The organism is Sphingomonas sp. AP28 (genome assembly GCF_056680455.1).
Map to the genome: position 1 here is coordinate 2,657,961 of NZ_CM155283.1, position 16,178 is coordinate 2,674,138.

General features: G+C 66.2%; 15 protein-coding genes. 12 read left to right on the forward strand and 3 right to left on the reverse strand.

What is annotated here, in order from left to right; translation table 11 throughout:
- The first annotated feature begins 8 nt into the window (after positions 1-8).
- The gene (locus AC1MH0_RS12250) at positions 9-545 is read left to right on the forward strand and encodes a SixA phosphatase family protein (protein WP_480963004.1); all 537 of its coding nucleotides are present in this window, start codon (positions 9-11) and stop codon (positions 543-545) included.
- A 177-nt stretch (positions 546-722) separates the two neighbouring features.
- Here AC1MH0_RS12250 and AC1MH0_RS12255 read toward each other — a convergent pair whose 3' ends face one another.
- The gene (locus AC1MH0_RS12255; RefSeq protein ID WP_480963005.1) at positions 723-1,247 is read right to left on the reverse strand and encodes a YceD family protein; all 525 of its coding nucleotides are present in this window, start codon (positions 1,245-1,247) and stop codon (positions 723-725) included.
- The gene (locus tag AC1MH0_RS12260; RefSeq protein ID WP_480963006.1) at positions 1,244-1,750 is read right to left on the reverse strand and encodes a ubiquinol-cytochrome C chaperone family protein; all 507 of its coding nucleotides are present in this window, start codon (positions 1,748-1,750) and stop codon (positions 1,244-1,246) included. The genes AC1MH0_RS12255 and AC1MH0_RS12260 overlap by 4 nt, the downstream gene beginning before the upstream one ends.
- 134 nt (positions 1,751-1,884) lie before the next feature.
- Here AC1MH0_RS12260 and AC1MH0_RS12265 point away from each other — a divergent pair, with 134 nt between their 5' ends.
- From AC1MH0_RS12265 to AC1MH0_RS12295, 7 genes are all read left to right on the forward strand, one after another.
- Positions 1,885-2,391, forward strand: a complete 507-nt coding sequence (locus tag AC1MH0_RS12265) for an outer membrane protein assembly factor BamE (protein ID WP_480963007.1) — start codon at positions 1,885-1,887, stop codon at positions 2,389-2,391.
- Positions 2,392-2,658: 267 nt separating this feature from the next.
- Complete coding sequence (locus AC1MH0_RS12270) at positions 2,659-4,083, forward strand: glycosyl transferase family protein (protein WP_480963008.1); 1,425 nt, start codon at positions 2,659-2,661, stop codon at positions 4,081-4,083.
- Positions 4,080-5,090 (forward strand): hypothetical protein, encoded by a 1,011-nt coding sequence (locus AC1MH0_RS12275; RefSeq protein ID WP_480963009.1) that lies wholly within the window; start codon positions 4,080-4,082, stop codon positions 5,088-5,090. Before AC1MH0_RS12270 ends, AC1MH0_RS12275 begins: the two co-directional genes overlap by 4 nt.
- A gap of 48 nt (positions 5,091-5,138) precedes the next feature.
- Positions 5,139-6,053 (forward strand): sulfite exporter TauE/SafE family protein, encoded by a 915-nt coding sequence (locus AC1MH0_RS12280; RefSeq protein WP_480963010.1) that lies wholly within the window; start codon positions 5,139-5,141, stop codon positions 6,051-6,053.
- A 35-nt stretch (positions 6,054-6,088) separates the two neighbouring features.
- On the forward strand, positions 6,089-6,808 hold the full coding sequence (locus AC1MH0_RS12285; protein ID WP_480965736.1) for a TIGR02186 family protein: 720 nt from the start codon (positions 6,089-6,091) through the stop codon (positions 6,806-6,808).
- Positions 6,809-6,944: 136 nt separating this feature from the next.
- Positions 6,945-8,615, forward strand: coding sequence for an ATP-binding protein (locus AC1MH0_RS12290; RefSeq protein WP_480965737.1), 1,671 nt, complete (start codon positions 6,945-6,947; stop codon positions 8,613-8,615).
- A gap of 279 nt (positions 8,616-8,894) precedes the next feature.
- On the forward strand, positions 8,895-9,611 hold the full coding sequence (locus tag AC1MH0_RS12295) for a hypothetical protein (protein WP_480963011.1): 717 nt from the start codon (positions 8,895-8,897) through the stop codon (positions 9,609-9,611).
- Positions 9,612-10,032: 421 nt separating this feature from the next.
- Here AC1MH0_RS12295 and AC1MH0_RS12300 read toward each other — a convergent pair whose 3' ends face one another.
- Positions 10,033-11,556 carry a M23 family metallopeptidase gene (locus AC1MH0_RS12300; RefSeq protein WP_480963012.1) on the reverse strand — a complete coding sequence of 508 codons (1,524 nt, stop codon included), beginning with the start codon at positions 11,554-11,556 and terminating at the stop codon, positions 10,033-10,035.
- Positions 11,557-12,041: 485 nt separating this feature from the next.
- On the opposite strand from AC1MH0_RS12300, the gene AC1MH0_RS12305 reads away from it, so the two are divergent.
- From AC1MH0_RS12305 to AC1MH0_RS12320, 4 genes are all read left to right on the forward strand, one after another.
- Positions 12,042-14,534: a helicase-related protein gene (locus tag AC1MH0_RS12305; RefSeq protein ID WP_480963013.1), complete on the forward strand. Its 2,493-nt coding sequence runs from the start codon at positions 12,042-12,044 to the stop codon at positions 14,532-14,534.
- Positions 14,494-14,835, forward strand: coding sequence for an RNA-binding S4 domain-containing protein (locus AC1MH0_RS12310; protein WP_480963014.1), 342 nt, complete (start codon positions 14,494-14,496; stop codon positions 14,833-14,835). The genes AC1MH0_RS12305 and AC1MH0_RS12310 overlap by 41 nt, the downstream gene beginning before the upstream one ends.
- Positions 14,836-15,087: 252 nt before the next feature.
- The gene (fdxA, locus tag AC1MH0_RS12315; RefSeq protein WP_056018438.1) at positions 15,088-15,429 is read left to right on the forward strand and encodes a ferredoxin FdxA; all 342 of its coding nucleotides are present in this window, start codon (positions 15,088-15,090) and stop codon (positions 15,427-15,429) included.
- 202 nt (positions 15,430-15,631) lie between these two features.
- The gene (locus AC1MH0_RS12320; protein WP_056053923.1) at positions 15,632-16,165 is read left to right on the forward strand and encodes a CarD family transcriptional regulator; all 534 of its coding nucleotides are present in this window, start codon (positions 15,632-15,634) and stop codon (positions 16,163-16,165) included.
- Positions 16,166-16,178 lie beyond the last annotated feature (13 nt).

Below are 16,178 nucleotides of genomic sequence, written 5' to 3' on the forward strand. Positions count from 1 at the left end.
GGATTCCCATGAAGACGCTGACGCTGTTGCGCCACGCCAAGTCCGGCTGGGACGATCCGGTCGCGCGCGATTTCGACCGCCCGCTCAATGCCAAGGGCAAGCGGGCCGCGGCGATGGTGGGCCGGCACATGCGGTCGCTGGGGCTCGCGTTCGATTATGCGATCGCGTCGCCGGCGGTGCGCGTTTCGGAGACCTTGGAGCAGATCGAATCGGGCTATGGCCGGACGATCGCGCCGACGTTGGATCGGCGGGTGTATCTGGCGTCGGCGGCGACCTTGCTGGATGTGGTCCACGGGTTTCCGGCCGAGGCGGAGAGTGCGCTGCTGGTCGGGCATAATCCCGGGTTGGAGGATCTCGTCCTGATGCTGGTCGCGGATGGGGCCGATCCGCTGCGCGATGCGGTCGAGGACAAGTATCCAACGGCGAGCATTGCGGAGCTTCAGTTCGAGGGGGACTGGGGCGATGTTGTGGCAGGTACGGCTCGCCTGACCCGCTTTATCCGACCCCGCGATCTTGACCCGACCCTAGGTCCCGACGCGGACTAAAGCGTTGTTTCTCCGCGAAGGCGGGGCCCAGTTGGGGGACGTCGCAGAGCCAGCGCTGTTCTTCACCCCTCCCTGGAAGGGAGGGGCCGGGGGTGGGTCGGCCTGTTGGCGACCCAAGCCCTCAAACAACGGGCCGACCCACCCCCAACCCCTCCCTTCTAGGGAGGGGAGCAAGGGTCAGCTCTTCTCCGCCATCCGCGCCTTCAGATCCGAGAACGCATTCGCCGGCCGGAACTCGTCTTCGCTGATCACCCCCGCCGCCGCCAGCGCCGCCGCCGCGTTTGGCCCCCTTGGAAACGGATCGATCGCCAGCGCCAGCGTGTCCGCCGCGGCTTCGCCAAGATCGATCGTGCCGCCCTCGATCGCGACCGTGTCGAGGGCATCGTCGGACAGTTCGACCTCGTCGCCCTCCGACACCAGTTGATCGACGAACAACAGCGCGACCGGCTCGTCGATCTTCGTATCGAGCGGTTCGTCGGTCACCGAGCACGCCTGCACCGCCGCACCGGTCACGCGGCCCTTCACGACGATGCCGCTATCGGTGCGCTTGATCCCGAGTCTTGCGTCGAGTCGTGTGATCGACAACAGGTCGAACCGCTTCGCCAGTGCCGCGCGCTCGTCCTCGGTCGCGGCGATCTCGACGATCCGCTCGCGCTCGCCGATCGTGTCGAGGCGTTCGGGGCGGCTGAACTCGGGCTTCACGGCAATTCTCCAGATAACAGATTCGGTAAAGGAATCGCCGCCAGCCCGGCGTGAAACGCCATCACCGACTCGCGAACATGCATCAGCGCGGCATCGTCCGGCGCCGCGCCGCGGTACAGGTTACGCACCAAGGCCGGCGCGATATCGCCCGCCGCCAGCCCGTCGCGGTAGGCCCCGAGTCGCCCGCCGAGCATGCTCATCATCTTGCCGATATGCTTGCCAACGATGATGTCGCCGATCCCGATCTCGCGGAGCTGCCCGTCCATATCGTCGACGAAGCGTTCGGCCAGACGCGCCGCGGGTTCGCCGCCAGCGGGCTCCGTTTCGAGCCGCAGCATGACGATCGCCAGCAGCGTCGCGATCATGTCGAACCGGCCGTCGACCGTGTCCGGCACCGCGCCCTCCCGGTACCAATGTTCCGCGCGCGCCCGGCCGACGACGGCGTTATACAGCGGCAGCGCCTCGTCGGGCTTCTCGCCGAGCAGTCTTCCCAACCAGCTCAAAATCTATCGTCCTCAACACGAAGCTGCGCTTCGGCTTGTTTGCCCGCGCATCCTCGCATATCGAGGCGATCGGCGGCCGATGCAATCGCGTGGGACCCGTCACGTGTTTTCGCGTGCCCCGGTTGGGAGTTTATATGAGCGTGTTTTCCGCCCGTACGGGTCTCGCCGCCGCACTTGCGGTCGCCGCATTGGCCAGTGGGGGCTGCACCCAGTTGCGCTCGCACCAGGGCTATGTGGTCGATACCGACCTCGTCAACTCGGTCCAGCCGGGCGTGGACAACCGCCAGTCGGTGCTCCAGACGCTCGGCAAGCCGACGCTCGCGGGCCAGTTCGACCAGGGCGACTGGTATTATCTCGCGCGCGACAGCCGCAACCTCGCCTTCCGCAATCCGCGCCCGAACGCGCAGATCACGTTGCAGATCAGCTTTGACCAGAACGGGATCGTTACCGCGATTCGCCGCGGCGGACTCGACCAGGTCGCCTCGATCACGCCGTACGGCAAGAAGACGCCGACGCTGGGTCGCGAGCGCGGTTTCTTCCAGGATCTGTTCGGCAATATCGGTACGGTCGGCGCGGCAGGTGCCGGCGGCGGTCAGGGCAGTGGCAGCAACACCGGTGGCGGCGGCCGCAACCGGCCGTAAGCGCCAGGTATCCGACGGATAGTCCGGAGGCCCGGTTAGGCCGCACCGTTTGCCTGAGCAGCGGTGCGGCCGGGCCGGGCATCATCGGCGCCGATCCCGAAAGGGGGGAAAGGGATCGGAGACATAATGTTCGCCGACCGCAATGGTTCAGGCAATTGTCCGTTCATCGGCTGAATTATAGCGTGAAACTTACAAACATCCGTTCCCGACCGAACTGAGTCCGTATTGGACTGGACGTGCTGTACCTCCGGCATTGGGGGTGGGGCCGTGACCGAGTCGCTGTGGATCGTCGATGCGATAGCCCGCGAGACGTTGCTGTTCGCGAGCGTCGGCCTCCTGATCGGCGGGCTCGACGACGTGGTGGTCGATATCATCTTCATCGTGTTGCGTCTTCGCCAGGGACACCGGCCTCGCCTGAATACCGCGACCTTGCCCGCACCAGTTCGGCCAAGGCGGATCGTCGTGTTCGTTGCGGCTTGGGATGAAGTTGCAGTGATCGGCGAGATGCTGACGACCGCGCTCTCCCGTTACGAACACGACGACTACCGGATTTACGTCGGCGTCTATCCCAACGACCGCGGCACGGTCGATGCCGTTGCTGCGGTCGCCAAGTGGGATGCGCGAGTGCGGCTGGTCATCGGGGCTCGCGACGGACCGACGACGAAGGCCGATTGCCTCAATACGCTGTGGCACGCATTGCGCCGCGACGATGCGCGCGATCAAGGGCTTACCAAGGCGATCGTGCTGCATGACGCCGAGGACGTCGTCGACGCAAGCGAACTGCGGGTCGTCGACAGCCTGATCGAGCGGTACGACGTCGTGCAACTGCCCGTCCTGCCGCTCGTCAATCACCGGGCGAAGCTGGTGTCGGGGCATTATGCCGACGAGTTCGCGGAATCTCATGCAAAGCAGATCATCGTGCGGACGGCATTGGGCGCCGGCATGCCGCTTGCCGGAACCGGATGTGCGGTTGCGCCGGGCTTGCTGACACGAATTGCGCAGGCGCGCGGTGGCGATCCGTTCGACGCCTCGAGCCTGACCGAGGATTACGAGCTCGGGCTGAGGTTGGCCGAACTCGGTGCTCGCGGAATATTTGCCCGCGTCGCGACAGGCGACACCGGACAGGTCGTTGCGGTCCGCGCTTATTTCCCCGGTACGATGAAGGAGTCGATCCGGCAAAAGACCCGCTGGATGACCGGCATCGCGCTCGCCGGTTGGGATCGGACCGGTTGGAGCCGCCCTCGAGCTCTTGCCGATCACTGGATGCGGATGCGGGATCGGCGTGGACCGCTCGCGGTGATCGTCGTTGCAGTCGCATATGTGGCGATACCGGCATGGGGTCTGTCGATGATCGTGCACTGGTTGCTGGGCGCGGCGTTGCCTTTTTCCAGCGGTGCGGCACCGATCGCAGGCTGGCTGCTCGGGGCGAATACCGTGCTGCTGGCTTGGCGCCTTGCGATGCGCATGCTGTTCACCGGCCGCAGCTACGGCATGCGGGAGGCGCTGTGGGCGTTGCCGCGCTTCTTCGTCGGGAATTTCGTCTCGTTGATGGCGGCGCCGCGTGCGGTAATCCTCTACATCGGTATGCTCCGGGGTGCGCCGCCGGTGTGGGACAAGACGCGCCACGAATTTCCCGACCTTTCGCCCGGCGTTACGCCCTGCTTCGCAACCGGGGCTGCGCGCACTGAATGACCGGTGGACTCCCGCTCCGGTTTCTGGCGCTGGCACTGGGGGGGTGGATCCTGGTTCGGGTCGCGCTGCTGCTTCCCGAGGTCGTCGTGCTGCCACAGTCCAGGATGCTCCCCGAACTGATAAAGATACTTGTCCCCGATGTCGCCGCGGCGATCCACGGTCCCCCCCTGCCGAGTCCTCCTGCCGAGCTGGTATCAGGTATCGCCGTGGTACCGGCCGTCCGGATCGTCATCGATGCCAGCGAATATGCGGTCATGCCCTGGCAGGCCACCGAACCGATCGTCGTCGGTGCGCGACGCGCTACGAAGGCTCTGTCGATAGAGGATCGCACGCTAGAGGCGATTCCGTCACCGCGGGCGCCGCCGGCTCGCGTGCGCGATGCCCGTCGGCTCAACGGCAGCGCGTGGCTGCTCGTCCGGGGCGGCCCGGCCGGGACGGTCTCTGGTGGCCAACTCGGCGCGTCGCAAGGGGGCATGCGGCTTACCTACGCTCTCGGACACCGACGTCGGTTCGCGCTCGCCGCACGGATCGCCACGCCTTTGAAGGGCGCCGGGCGCGAGGCCGCGGTGGGGATCGAATGGCAACCCACCCGCCTGCCGATCCGGTTGGTCGCCGAACAGCGTTTCGTTCTCGATGGCGGCCGCGGTGGTCCGACATTGGGCGTGATCGCCGGCTACGGTCCCTCCGACATCGCGCCCTGCGTTCGGCTCGAAGCCTATGGGCAGGCGGGTGCGATCGGTCGTGACCGAATCGAAGGTTTCGTCGATGCCTCGGCCCGCGTCACATATTCGATCGGCAAGGTCGGGGGAGCCAGCGTCGACATCGGCATCGGCGCCTGGGGAAGCGCACAGCGCGACGCCGGGCGCTTCGATGTCGGACCCTCGATCGTCGCCACGCTACCGGTCGCACGCAAGACGATCCGACTGGCGCTCGACTGGCGCGAACGCATCGTCGGCGGCGCCCGCCCGGGATCAGGGCCGGCCTTGTCAATCGGTAGCGACTTCTGACAGGTCGAGCCTAGCCCCGCTTACGCAATCCGGTGTAACGCTGCGGCCGTGGATCTGTATCTCCCCGTCGCCAACCTGTCGGTCAACGCGCTCGTCATCATCCTGCTGGGCGGGGGCGTCGGGCTTTTGTCGGGGATGTTCGGGGTCGGCGGCGGCTTCCTGACGACGCCGTTGCTGATCGTCTATGGCATCCCGCCGACCGTCGCAGCCGCCTCGTCCGCGAGCCAGGTGACCGGCGCCAGCGTCTCGGGCGTGTTCGCGCATTTCCGCCGCAAGGGCGTCGATACCAAGATGGGCGGGGTGCTCGTCGCAGGCGGCATCCTCGGCTCGTTCTTCGGCGCGTGGCTGTTCCGGTTGCTTCAGCAGAGCGGCCAGATCGATACCGTGATCGCGATCGTCTACGTCGTCATGCTGGGATCGATCGGCGGCCTGATGGCGAAGGAATCGATCGGCACGATCGGTCGTACGCGTACGGGACGGCCCCCGAAGGCGCGCAAACGCCGCCATCATCCGCTCGTCGCCGCGCTCCCGCTCAGGACGCGCTTCTACGCGTCGGGCCTCTATATCTCCCCGCTGGCACCGCTGTTGCTAGGCTTCTTCACCGGTATCCTGACGATCCTGCTCGGCATCGGCGGCGGCTTCATCCTCGTCCCCGCGATGATCTACCTGCTCGGCATGGCGACGTCGGTGGTGGTCGGCACGTCGCTGTTCCAGACGCTGTTCGTTACCGCGGTGGCGACGATGGTGCATGCGACCACCACCAAGGCGGTCGACATCGTTCTGGCGGCGTTGCTCCTGCTCGGCTCGGTGGTGGGCGCGCAGGTCGGCGCGCGGTTCGCGACCAAGTTCCGGCCCGAATATCTGCGCCTCGGACTCGCCATCATGGTGCTGCTGGTCGGCGCGCGCATCCTGCTGGGGCTCGTCTGGCGGCCCGAGGAAATCTTCTCGGTCACGCTGTCGTGAAGCCCGGCTGGCTCGTACTGCTCGCGCCGCTGCTGATGGCGCAGGCGAAACCCGTGCTCGTCCCCGACGTGTCGCAACGCAATATCGAGATCGCCTACAGCTTCACCGGCGCCGAACTGCTGCTGTTCGGTGCGATTCTTTATCCCGGTGGCCGCCTGCCGACCGGTGAGCAACCCACCGACGTTGTCGTCGTCGTGAAAGGTCCGACCCAGTCGATCCTGATGCGCGAGAAGGAGAAGGTCGCCGGCATCTGGGTCAATGCCGCGCGCCTGCGATACCGCTCGGCCCCCAGCTTCTACGCGATCGCCTCGTCCAAGCCGATCGGCCGCCTGGTCGACGACCGGACAAGAGCGATCTACGAACTCGGCCTCGACAGCCTGCAATTGTCGCCGGCGTCGAGTGCACCGGCGCCGATCCAGGACCGCTTCCAGAAGGGGCTCGTCGACCTCAAGCGCCGCGCCGGCCTGTATTACGAGGCGCCCCGCGCGGTCGAGATCACCGACGGCGTACTCTACCGTGCGCGCGTATCGATCCCCGCTCGCGTGCCCGTCGGCCGCTTCACCGCGGAGACGTTCCTGATCCGCGACGGTCGCGTGCTGGCGGCCGCGGTGCGCGATATCGACATCCGCAAATCGGGTTTCGAGCGATTCGTCGCGCGCGCCGCGGATCGCTCGTCGGTAACCTATGGGCTGGTCGCGGTCGCGCTGTCGGTGTTCCTGGGCTGGGCGGCAGGCTGGATCGCGCGCAGGGTCTAGCGCGAGTCACGAAGGGAAAATGCTTGAGCAACCAGCTCACGCGGAGATTTTCTTAGCAAGTTCAACGCCGTCGTCATCGGATATTTACAATTATCGCGGCAGGGTTCGGTCGGAAATGACTGGAGATTTTGCGGCGATGAGCGACATGCCGGGACCTGGCGCATTCTTGCGCGCGGCACCCCTGACGGGCGGATACGCGGTAGCGAGCGCCGTGGCGGCCCCGGTCGGCGTGGTCTTCGCGATCGCCGGATCGAGCAGCCGCATCCTTCTCGATCGGGCCGCGATCGCCGTGCTGCAGGGCGATGCCGACCCCGTCGTCGCAGCGGCGGGACAGGTCGGCAGCCAGATCAAGATGCGTGTCGGCGCGACGTGGCTGGTCGCCAATATCCGCTCGCTCAAGCTCGAGGATGCCGCCGGCACCTGCGTCGCCGCGGAGATCGATTATCTCGGCGAAGGCGACGAGGAGCAACGCACTGGCAAGCTCGTCGGGTTCCGCCGCGGCGTCACGCGCTATCCGATGCCGGGTTGCGAGGTGTTCCCGATCACCACGGCGGACCTGCAACAGATCTATGCCGCGGACGACCGCGCGAACATCACGATCGGCACGGTGTATCCGACCAACGACATTCCCGCCGCGCTGTACGTCGATGCCATGCTGGGCAAGCATTTTGCGCTCGTCGGTTCGACCGGCACGGGCAAGTCGACCAGTGCCGCGCTGATCCTCCACCGCATCTGCGAACTCGCACCGCAGGGTCATATCGTGATGATCGATCCGCACGGCGAATACGCCGCGGCGTTCACGTCGAACGGTGCGATCTACGACGTGTCGAACCTGCAGATGCCGTATTGGCTGATGAACTTCGAGGAGCATTGCGAGGTTTTCCTCACCAGCAGCGGCTCCGCGCGGCAGTTCGATGCCGACATCCTCGCCAAGTGCCTGCTCGCGGCGAAGGCGAAAAGCCGCCTCGGGCAGGAGATCGCCAAGCTGACCGTCGACGCGCCGATCCCGTACCTGCTCAGCGACCTGACCACGATTATCAGCGCCGAGATGGGCAAGATGGACCGCGCGGGCGACACTGCGCCCTATCTGCGGCTCAAGTCCAAGATCGACGAGATCAAGACCGACCCGCGTTACGGCTTCATGTTCTCGGGCATGCTTGTCGCGGACACGATGGCGAGCTTCCTCAGCCGCATCTTCCGACTGCCCGGCGACGGCAAGCCGATCTCGATCATCGACGTCTCGGGCGTGCCGTCGGACATTACGTCCGTGGTGGTCGCGGTGCTGGCGCGGATGACGTTCGACTTCGCGATCTGGTCGCGCAACGAGCCGCAGCGACCGATCCTGCTCGTCTGCGAGGAGGCGCATCGCTACATCCCGGCGGGGGTGGATACGACCAGTTCGGTCGGCCGGATCCTCGGGCGGATCGCCAAGGAAGGCCGCAAATACGGGGTGTCGCTGGGGCTCATCACGCAGCGTCCGTCCGATCTCGCGGAGGGCGTGTTGTCGCAGTGCGGTACGATCATCGCGATGCGCCTCAACAACGACCGCGACCAGGCGTTCGTCCGCGCCGCCATGCCGGAAGGCGCGCGCGGCTTCCTCGATTCGATCCCCGCGCTGCGCAACCGCGAATGCATCATCTGCGGCGAAGGCGTGACCATCCCGATCCGCGTGAGCTTCGACGGGCTGGAGGAATCGAAGCGACCGGCGTCGGGCGACCCGCTATTCTCCGAACTGTGGCGCGATGTCGGCGGCGAGGACCAGATCATCGGCCGCACCATCCAGCGGTGGCGCGCGCAGGGGAAGTAGGTGCACGACGACCCCTCACGCGGGAATTTGGCAGAAGCCGCCTTGGATCTTCGCCAGACATCATCAAATTCCGATGATATGCGGTCACGCATGCCGTTCGCCGTGACAGACAATGTACTGACAACGTATAGCCTTGTGACTTAGTCTGGAACAAACGCTTCATTAGAATTGTCGATAAAATGAACCGAACTTTTGTAAATCTGTACATGTTGATCTGAGACTAGAGCGCGTGATACTTGTCCCTGGACGCGGATGGGGATTCGCGGTTTTGGGGGCATGATGAAGACACTTGTTATTTTCGGCGCATTTGCGCTGACGGCGACGCCTGCGTTCGCGAAACTTGAAATCAAGCCAGCGCCGACGTCTGCGCAAATCGTCCGGTTCGACCGAGGCGTGCCGACGATCGAAGAGGATCTGCCGGACCAGCAAGCCGCCGTCCGGGTTGTTCCACTACCAGGACTGGATCATGGAAGCCTGACTTTCCGGGTCGCAGTTTATAACAAGTCGAAATCGCCGATGAATATTGGCGTCGAGAACATGTCGTTTTCATATGGTAGCGAAATTCTGCCGGTTTTTACGAAAGACCAGATAGAGTCCAGGACCAAGAAGCGGGCGATGTGGTCACAGATCGGCTATGCGATGCTTGCTGGTGCCGCCGCCGCAGCGCAGAACAACGATACGACCGTAACGACATACGCACCGGGCGGACGTGTTTACCGGACGGTCATAGATCGGCCCGGCTTGAGCGATGGGCAACTCGCGTCGGTGGCTGCTGGTGGCGGCGCGATTGCGTTGAGCCAGATCGGCTTGAACAAGACGCTGGAAATGCTCAACGACGAATATGTTCAAATGACCACGCTTGATCCGGAAAGCGGGTATGGCGGCCGTATAATCTGCTCCAAACTGAAGAATGCCAAGGTCGGCGAGATCGTGGTGCTCGCTGTCGAGATAAATGGCGAGAAGCACCTGTTCCAGTTCCGCGTCGAGAAAGCCTGATTGTGAAAAAGACTCGTCCCCATTGCGACACGCAATGGTGCCTCAGCCAATCAGGCTAGGGCGCATGGCCTTCGCGACGGCGCATCCGACCGTGTACGATATAATGAGATTGGCGGCGGGACGGCGGCTGAGTAGCACAACGACGGTCGGACATTCCCGAGCGCTGCGACGTGTCGCCCGTCCGCCACTGGCTTTGGCGACCACCACCGCTGTCCTACACCGGCAAAGTCGTTCACATCGCCTTGTGCCCCCCCGCACATCTTCCGAGAAAAACCGACGTCGCATCTGCTCTCCACCGTCGGAGGGTATCAACGCTCTCAGCGTGTGCACTTCCTATACTTCACACTAGCACTTCACGGCCGTTTTGGTCTCGCGTGGCATAGCGAATCGTAGCCAATGCCCAGCATCGCAAGGGTGTCGGTTATCCGCCGACGCGTACCGCCAATAACTGCGCCACCTTTGCCTTGAACGCCCGCAGTTTCTCGCCCGACAGTTGCGCGACGCTGGCGAACGAGACCGAGCGTGGGTTGATCGCGGCGCCGTTCTTCCACACTTCCCAGTGCAGATGCGGGCCGGTCGACATGCCCGTGGAGCCGACATAGCCGATCACCTGACCCTGCCGGACTCGGGTGCCCGACGCTACCGCGATCCGGCTCATATGGCCGTAGCCGCTCGCCATGCCGCCGCCGTGCGCGAGCTTGACGAAATTGCCATAGCCGCCGGTTCGCCCGGCGAACGCGACGACGCCGTCGGTCATCGCGTGGATCGGCGAGCCGTAAGGGGCGCCGATGTCGAGCCCCTTGTGCATCCGCGTGAAGCCGAGCAGCGGATGGAAGCGCATGCCGTAGCTCGAGGTGATCCGGCCGACGACCGGCATGCTCGACACCGCGCGGCGCTCGGTCTGGCCGTTCGCATCGAACCAGCCGCCGCGGCCCTCATTGGTGTCGGCGTCGTCGCCAGCATCGACGTTTGCTGCATTGGGTGCCGCGTCGGGCGAAAACCGGACGAGTTGCACTTTGCGCCGTCCCTGGTCGATGCCGGCGAACAGCAGGTCGCCGATCCGCGTCTCGCCGGTCGCGGCGCGCTCACGCTCGACGATCACGTCGAAGGTGTCCGCCGCCGTCACGTCCCGGCCGATCGAAAGGCGGGTCGAGATCGCCTTGATGAACGACTCCACCGCCTTACCTGGGACGCCGGCGGCGCGCGCGGATCGGTACAGGCTGGAACCGACCAGGCCCTGGATCCGCAATGGCGTCGTATCGACCGCGATCGGCTTGCGGTTCACGGCCAGCCCGCTCGCACCGCGCGTCAACGACAGCGCCAGATCGAACCGCGCGCGAAAATTCAGCTGCTCCAGCGGACGCGCGACGGTGCGGTCGGGCCGGCGCCCGAGCGTCAGCGCGATCCGCGTGCCGGCCGGGATCGCCTTGGGGTCGACCGACTGCGCGACCAGCGCCGCAGCGGCCTCCGCATCGCCCCGGCCGACGCCTGCACGCATCAGCGCCCGGTCGAACGCATCGCCCTGGCCCAGCGTCGCGGACAGTTCGAGGGTCGGGCGTTCGGGCGCATCGGCGAGCGGCGCGACGAGGTCGTTCGCCGCCATCCGCCGCCCGGTGGTTGCGCCCTGGGCGAGCGGTGCGATGCCCTGCGCCCGCGTCTCCTCCCACTCCGCGCCAGCGAGCGGCGCCGGCACCGCGCCGACCAGCGGCTTGAACCCCGGTGCGAGCATCACCGTCGCGGCGCACAACGCGGTGCAGGTCGCGAGTCCGCGCCACCAGTCGCGGCTACCGATCCGTGCGCCGAGATCCGGGACCCAGTCGATCCGCGACGGGGCGGCCTTCGGGGCGGGGGCGGGAAGCCGATCGCGCGCACGGCCGAACCCGCGTGCTCCGCCGCCCGCCAGTTCCCCGGCTAACTCCAGCGCCTGATCGTTCTGCAAATACACGCGTGTCAGCCCCGAAATCGCGTTCTAATCTTCGTGCGCGGTATCTCCCCCGGCGCGAGAGAGCGGTTGTGGCGGGGACATGCTAAAGTCAAATTAACCGGGACGGTTGTGGGGCCTGGCGGCGGCGGGGCGTGCGTGAGTCGGGGTGGAGCCGTAGCGGCTGGCATCATGTCCCGCGCTCAACACCGCTCGTCCAGGCGGAGGCGTCTCCACACGTCCACCACCTGGGCGACTACCCGGGCCACCACCTCGGCGGAGGCCGGGGCCCAATTGGGGGCGGCTCTAACGGAGTTTGCGCTTCGTTACCCCGATCTTCCCAATTGGGCCCCGGCCTGCGCCGGGGTGGTGGTAATGGCGGGCGCACGCTTCGCCTTCACGCTTGGAGCCAACGATCGAGCGCTCAACTTCGCAATTCACCGCGCCAACACCGCGCAATTCCACCCAGGTCATTGCGCCGGCCCGCTTAACCCCCGATGTTGTCGGCCATGAGCGACGATGTCTCCGCTGGCGTTACCGCGGTTCTCGGCCCGACGAACACGGGCAAGACGCACCTCGCGATCGAGCGGATGTGCGCGCATTCCAGTGGCATGATCGGCTTCCCGCTGCGCTTGCTCGCGCGCGAGGTCTATGACCGCGTCGTCGCGATCAAGGGCGCGAACCGCGTCGCGCTGGTCACCGGCGAGGAGAAGATCGTCCCGCCCGACGCGCGCTGGTTCCTGTGCACGGCCGAGTCGATGCCCGACCGCGACGTCGCGTTCGTCGGCCTGGACGAGGCGCAACTCGGCGCCGATCCCGAGCGCGGCCATGTCTTCACCGATCGCCTGATGCGCGCGCGGGGACGCGAGGAGACGATGATCCTTGGCTCCGAGGCGCTGCGGCCGATGATCAAGAAGCTCGTCCCCGGCGCGGAGATCGTCAACCGGCCGCGATTCTCGACGCTGACCTATGCCGGCGCGAAGAAGATCAGTCGGCTGCCCAAGCGCTCGGCGATCGTCGCGTTCTCGGCGGAGGAAGTCTACGCGGTCGCCGAGATGCTGCGGCGTCTGCGCGGTGGTGCGGCCGTCGTGATGGGCGCGCTCAGCCCCCGCACCCGCAACGCGCAGGTGGCGATGTTCCAGGCGGGCGAGGTCGATTATCTGGTCGCGACCGACGCGATCGGGATGGGGCTCAACATGGACGTCGCGCATGTCGCGTTCGCCAGCCTCAACAAGTTCGACGGCAAGCGCCAGCGTCGCCTGACGGTGGCGGAGATGGCGCAGATCGCAGGCCGCGCCGGGCGGCATCAGCGCGATGGCACGTTCGGCGCGCTGTCTGACGACGGCCCCGGCGCGTTCCTGCCCGAGGAAGTGCTGGCGATCGAAGAGCACCGGTTTCCGCGACTCGAGAACCTCTATTGGCGGCAGGGTGAGCCCGATTTTTCCAGCATCGATGCGCTGGTGGCTAGCCTCGAAGCGCGCCCGCCTGCCGGGGTTTTGCGCGCCGCCCCCCAAGCACTAGATCTCGGCGTCTTGAAGCGGCTGGCCGAGGAGGGCTGGGTCCGTGAGCGGGCGCGGCATCCGGCGATGGTCGCACGCCTGTGGGCTGCATGTGGGTTGCCCGATTTCCGGAAAGTCGGTCTCGATCCGCATGCGCGCTTCGTGTCGCGGGTGTTCGGGCATCTCAGCGAGGGACGGGGGCATATCCCGCACCAGTGGTTCGCCGACGAAATCGCGCGGCTCGATACCGTGGCGGGCGACGTGCCCGTCATCGCCGGGCGGATCGCAGCAACGCGGATCTGGGCGTATATCGCGCAGCGGGCGGACTGGTTGGCCGAGCCGACGCTGTGGGCGGCGCGCACTGCCGCACTCGAAGAACGCCTGTCGGATGCGCTCCACGCCAGCCTGACGCAGCGGTTCGTCGACAAGCGCACGACCGCGCTGATGCGTCAGATCGGCGCGGATGCGGGCGCGCTGCCGGTAGTGATCGGGCCCGAGGGCGAGGTGATGGTCGAGGATCATCCGATCGGTCGGCTCGACGGGTTCCGCTTCACCGTCGCGGCGGACGCGCGGGCGAGCGACAAGCGGCTGCTGCTCGCGGCGGCGGAAAAGCGGCTCACCGGCGAGCGGTCGCGGCGCGGGCAGTCGCTCGTCGATGCGCCGGACGCCGATATCGCGCTCGACGACGCGGCGCAGGTGATCTGGGCGGGGCACGCGGTGGCTCGGCTGGCGGCGGGGCCGTCGTTCGCGCGGCCGAAGCTGATCCTCGACCGATCGCTCGACTGTCTCGACAAGCCCGCGCGCGATCGAATCGAGGCGCGGCTGTCGCTGTGGCTCGCGGCGATGCTGAAGCGGCGGATCGCCGTGCTGGTCCACCTCGCCGAATTGAGCCGTGATCCGAACGCGACTCCGGCGTTGCGTGCGGTCGCGAGTGCGATTGAGGAGGCCGGCGGGATCTTGCCGCGGTTGCCGATGCGGCTCGCACTCGAGGCGATCGATCCCGAGGAGCGCAAGCGGTTGCGCAAGATCGGGATCACGGTCGGCGCGCTCGATCTGTTCGATGCGCGGTTGCTCAAGCCCGAGTCGGCGCGGTGGCGGCGTATCCTCGCGGCGGCCCGCGGTACGACGATCGCCGCCCCGCGAGATGGGGCGACGGTACTGCCACGTGGCAGCGAAGGTGCGGTCCTCGAGGCGGGGTTCCGTCCGCTTGGGCTCCAGGCGGTCCGGATCGACCTGATCGAACGCATTGCGCGTGCCGCACACGACTCGCGGCAGGGGCGTACGCCGTTCGCGCCCGATCCTGCCCTGGCCACCTCGATCGGCGTCGATCCCGCGTCGCTGGAGCGGTTGATGGCCGAACTCGGGTTCAAGGCGCTGGCGGGGGACACGCCGCGCTGGGTCTGGCGTGGGCGGCCTCCGGCGCGGGCTGTGGCTCCGACGCCGATCGATCCGTCGCGGCAGAATGCGTTTGCCGGGCTTGCTGCACTGGTTCGCCATGGTTGAAGGCGCGATGCGGATCGATCGGTTCCTGTGGTTCGTGCGGCTCGCGAAAACGCGCAGCGCCGCGCAGGCGATCGCCGAGAAGGGGCATCTGCGCATCGACGGCCGCCCGATCGATCGCGCGCATTGCCCGGTGCGGATCGGGAATGTCCTCACTTTCGCCGCCAACGACGAGGTGCGGGTGATCCGTGTCGAAGCGCTCCCCTCGCGCCGCGGCCCCGCCCCCGAAGCTCAGGCGTGCTATCAGGACCTGATCGCTGGGAGGACGCCCGCCGGCACGATCCGCGGTCCTGCTTCGGAATAAATTCGATCCTCCCCCGCAAGGGGGAGGTGGCGCCGACGGTGACGGAGGGGGAGGATACGCAACCGAGGTTTTCCCTTTCCTCCCCCTCCGTCTGGCGAGTGCCAGCCACTTCCCCCTGGCGGGGGAGGATACGAGAGTGGCAAAGCCTGATAACGTCTCGCAGAAGGCTTGCTATGATTGACGCGAGGGGCAGGCGCGCATAGTCGCTGGCGCGTTCGTCGCCGGAAAGGAATCCGGCCCAGGAGTTCTGCAATGACCTACGTCGTCACCGATGCCTGCATCCGCTGCAAGTACATGGACTGCGTGGAAGTGTGCCCGGTCGACTGCTTCTACGAAGGCGAGAACATGCTGGTGATCAATCCCAGCGAGTGCATCGACTGCGGCGTGTGCGAGCCGGAATGCCCCGCCGAAGCGATCCTGCCCGACACCGAGAGCGGGCTTGAGCAATGGCTCGAGCTCAACACGACGTTCTCGGCGCAATGGCCCAACGTCACGCGCAACGACAACCAGACGCCGCCGGACGCCGACGCGATGAAGGGCGTCGAAGGCAAGTTCGACAAGTTTTTCTCGCCCGAACCCGGCGCAGGCGACTGAGAAGAGGCGGCGAATCCCGAAAAGGGCAAGCCGCCTGCCACGTTCGGCTGGTAATTTTGTTGCAAAGCTGCTAGAAGGGTCCGCGACGGGCGCGATGATCTACGTCATCCGCCTGACGTGTAGACCTATCCCTCCCCCGATGCAGCAGCGACGAGTCCTTCGTCGAGGCGTCGCGGCGAGGCCTGATCCGGAAAGGCCCCAAATGGCTGCCAAGGCACTGTCCTTCGATGTCGGTGATTTCGTCGTTTATCCCAAGCACGGGGTCGGCCGTGTGATCGAGCTCCAGCGCTCGGAAATCGCCGGCATGACACTGGAACTCTACGTCCTCCGGTTCGAGAAGGAGCGCATGACGCTCCGCGTGCCGACCAACAAGGCCGAAAGCGTCGGCATGCGCAAGCTGTCGTCGGACAAGACGATGCGCGAGGCGATGGACACGCTCAAGGGCAAGCCCAAGGTCAAGCGCACCATGTGGTCGCGCCGCGCGCAGGAATATGAGGCGAAGATCAACTCGGGCGACCTCGTGTCGATCGCCGAGGTGGTCCGCGACCTGTTCCGTGCCGACGACCAGCCCGAGCAGAGCTATTCCGAGCGCCAGATCTTCGAAGGCGCGACCAGCCGCCTCGCCCGCGAACTGGCGGCGATGGAAGAGCTCGACGAGCCCAAGGCGCAGGAGAAGATCCTCGATATTCTCCGCGCCGCGGCCGCGATCTACAACAAGGACAAGGTGCCGGCTTAATTGTTGGGTGCTT

Excerpts from the sequence above, each read along its gene's own strand:
- AC1MH0_RS12305 (WP_480963013.1), top strand. The coding sequence starts at position 12,042 with ATGAGCGACGATGTCTCCGCTGGCGTTACCGCGGTTCTCGGCCCGACG.
- fdxA (WP_056018438.1), top strand. The coding sequence starts at position 15,088 with ATGACCTACGTCGTCACCGATGCCTGCATCCGCTGCAAGTACATGGAC.
- AC1MH0_RS12265 (WP_480963007.1), top strand. The coding sequence starts at position 1,885 with ATGAGCGTGTTTTCCGCCCGTACGGGTCTCGCCGCCGCACTTGCGGTC.
- AC1MH0_RS12295 (WP_480963011.1), top strand. The coding sequence starts at position 8,895 with ATGAAGACACTTGTTATTTTCGGCGCATTTGCGCTGACGGCGACGCCT.
- AC1MH0_RS12250 (WP_480963004.1), top strand. The coding sequence starts at position 9 with ATGAAGACGCTGACGCTGTTGCGCCACGCCAAGTCCGGCTGGGACGAT.
- AC1MH0_RS12285 (WP_480965736.1), top strand. The coding sequence starts at position 6,089 with ATGGCGCAGGCGAAACCCGTGCTCGTCCCCGACGTGTCGCAACGCAAT.
- AC1MH0_RS12320 (WP_056053923.1), top strand. The coding sequence starts at position 15,632 with ATGGCTGCCAAGGCACTGTCCTTCGATGTCGGTGATTTCGTCGTTTAT.
- AC1MH0_RS12310 (WP_480963014.1), top strand. The coding sequence starts at position 14,494 with ATGCGTTTGCCGGGCTTGCTGCACTGGTTCGCCATGGTTGAAGGCGCG.
- AC1MH0_RS12290 (WP_480965737.1), top strand. The coding sequence starts at position 6,945 with ATGAGCGACATGCCGGGACCTGGCGCATTCTTGCGCGCGGCACCCCTG.
- AC1MH0_RS12275 (WP_480963009.1), top strand. The coding sequence starts at position 4,080 with ATGACCGGTGGACTCCCGCTCCGGTTTCTGGCGCTGGCACTGGGGGGG.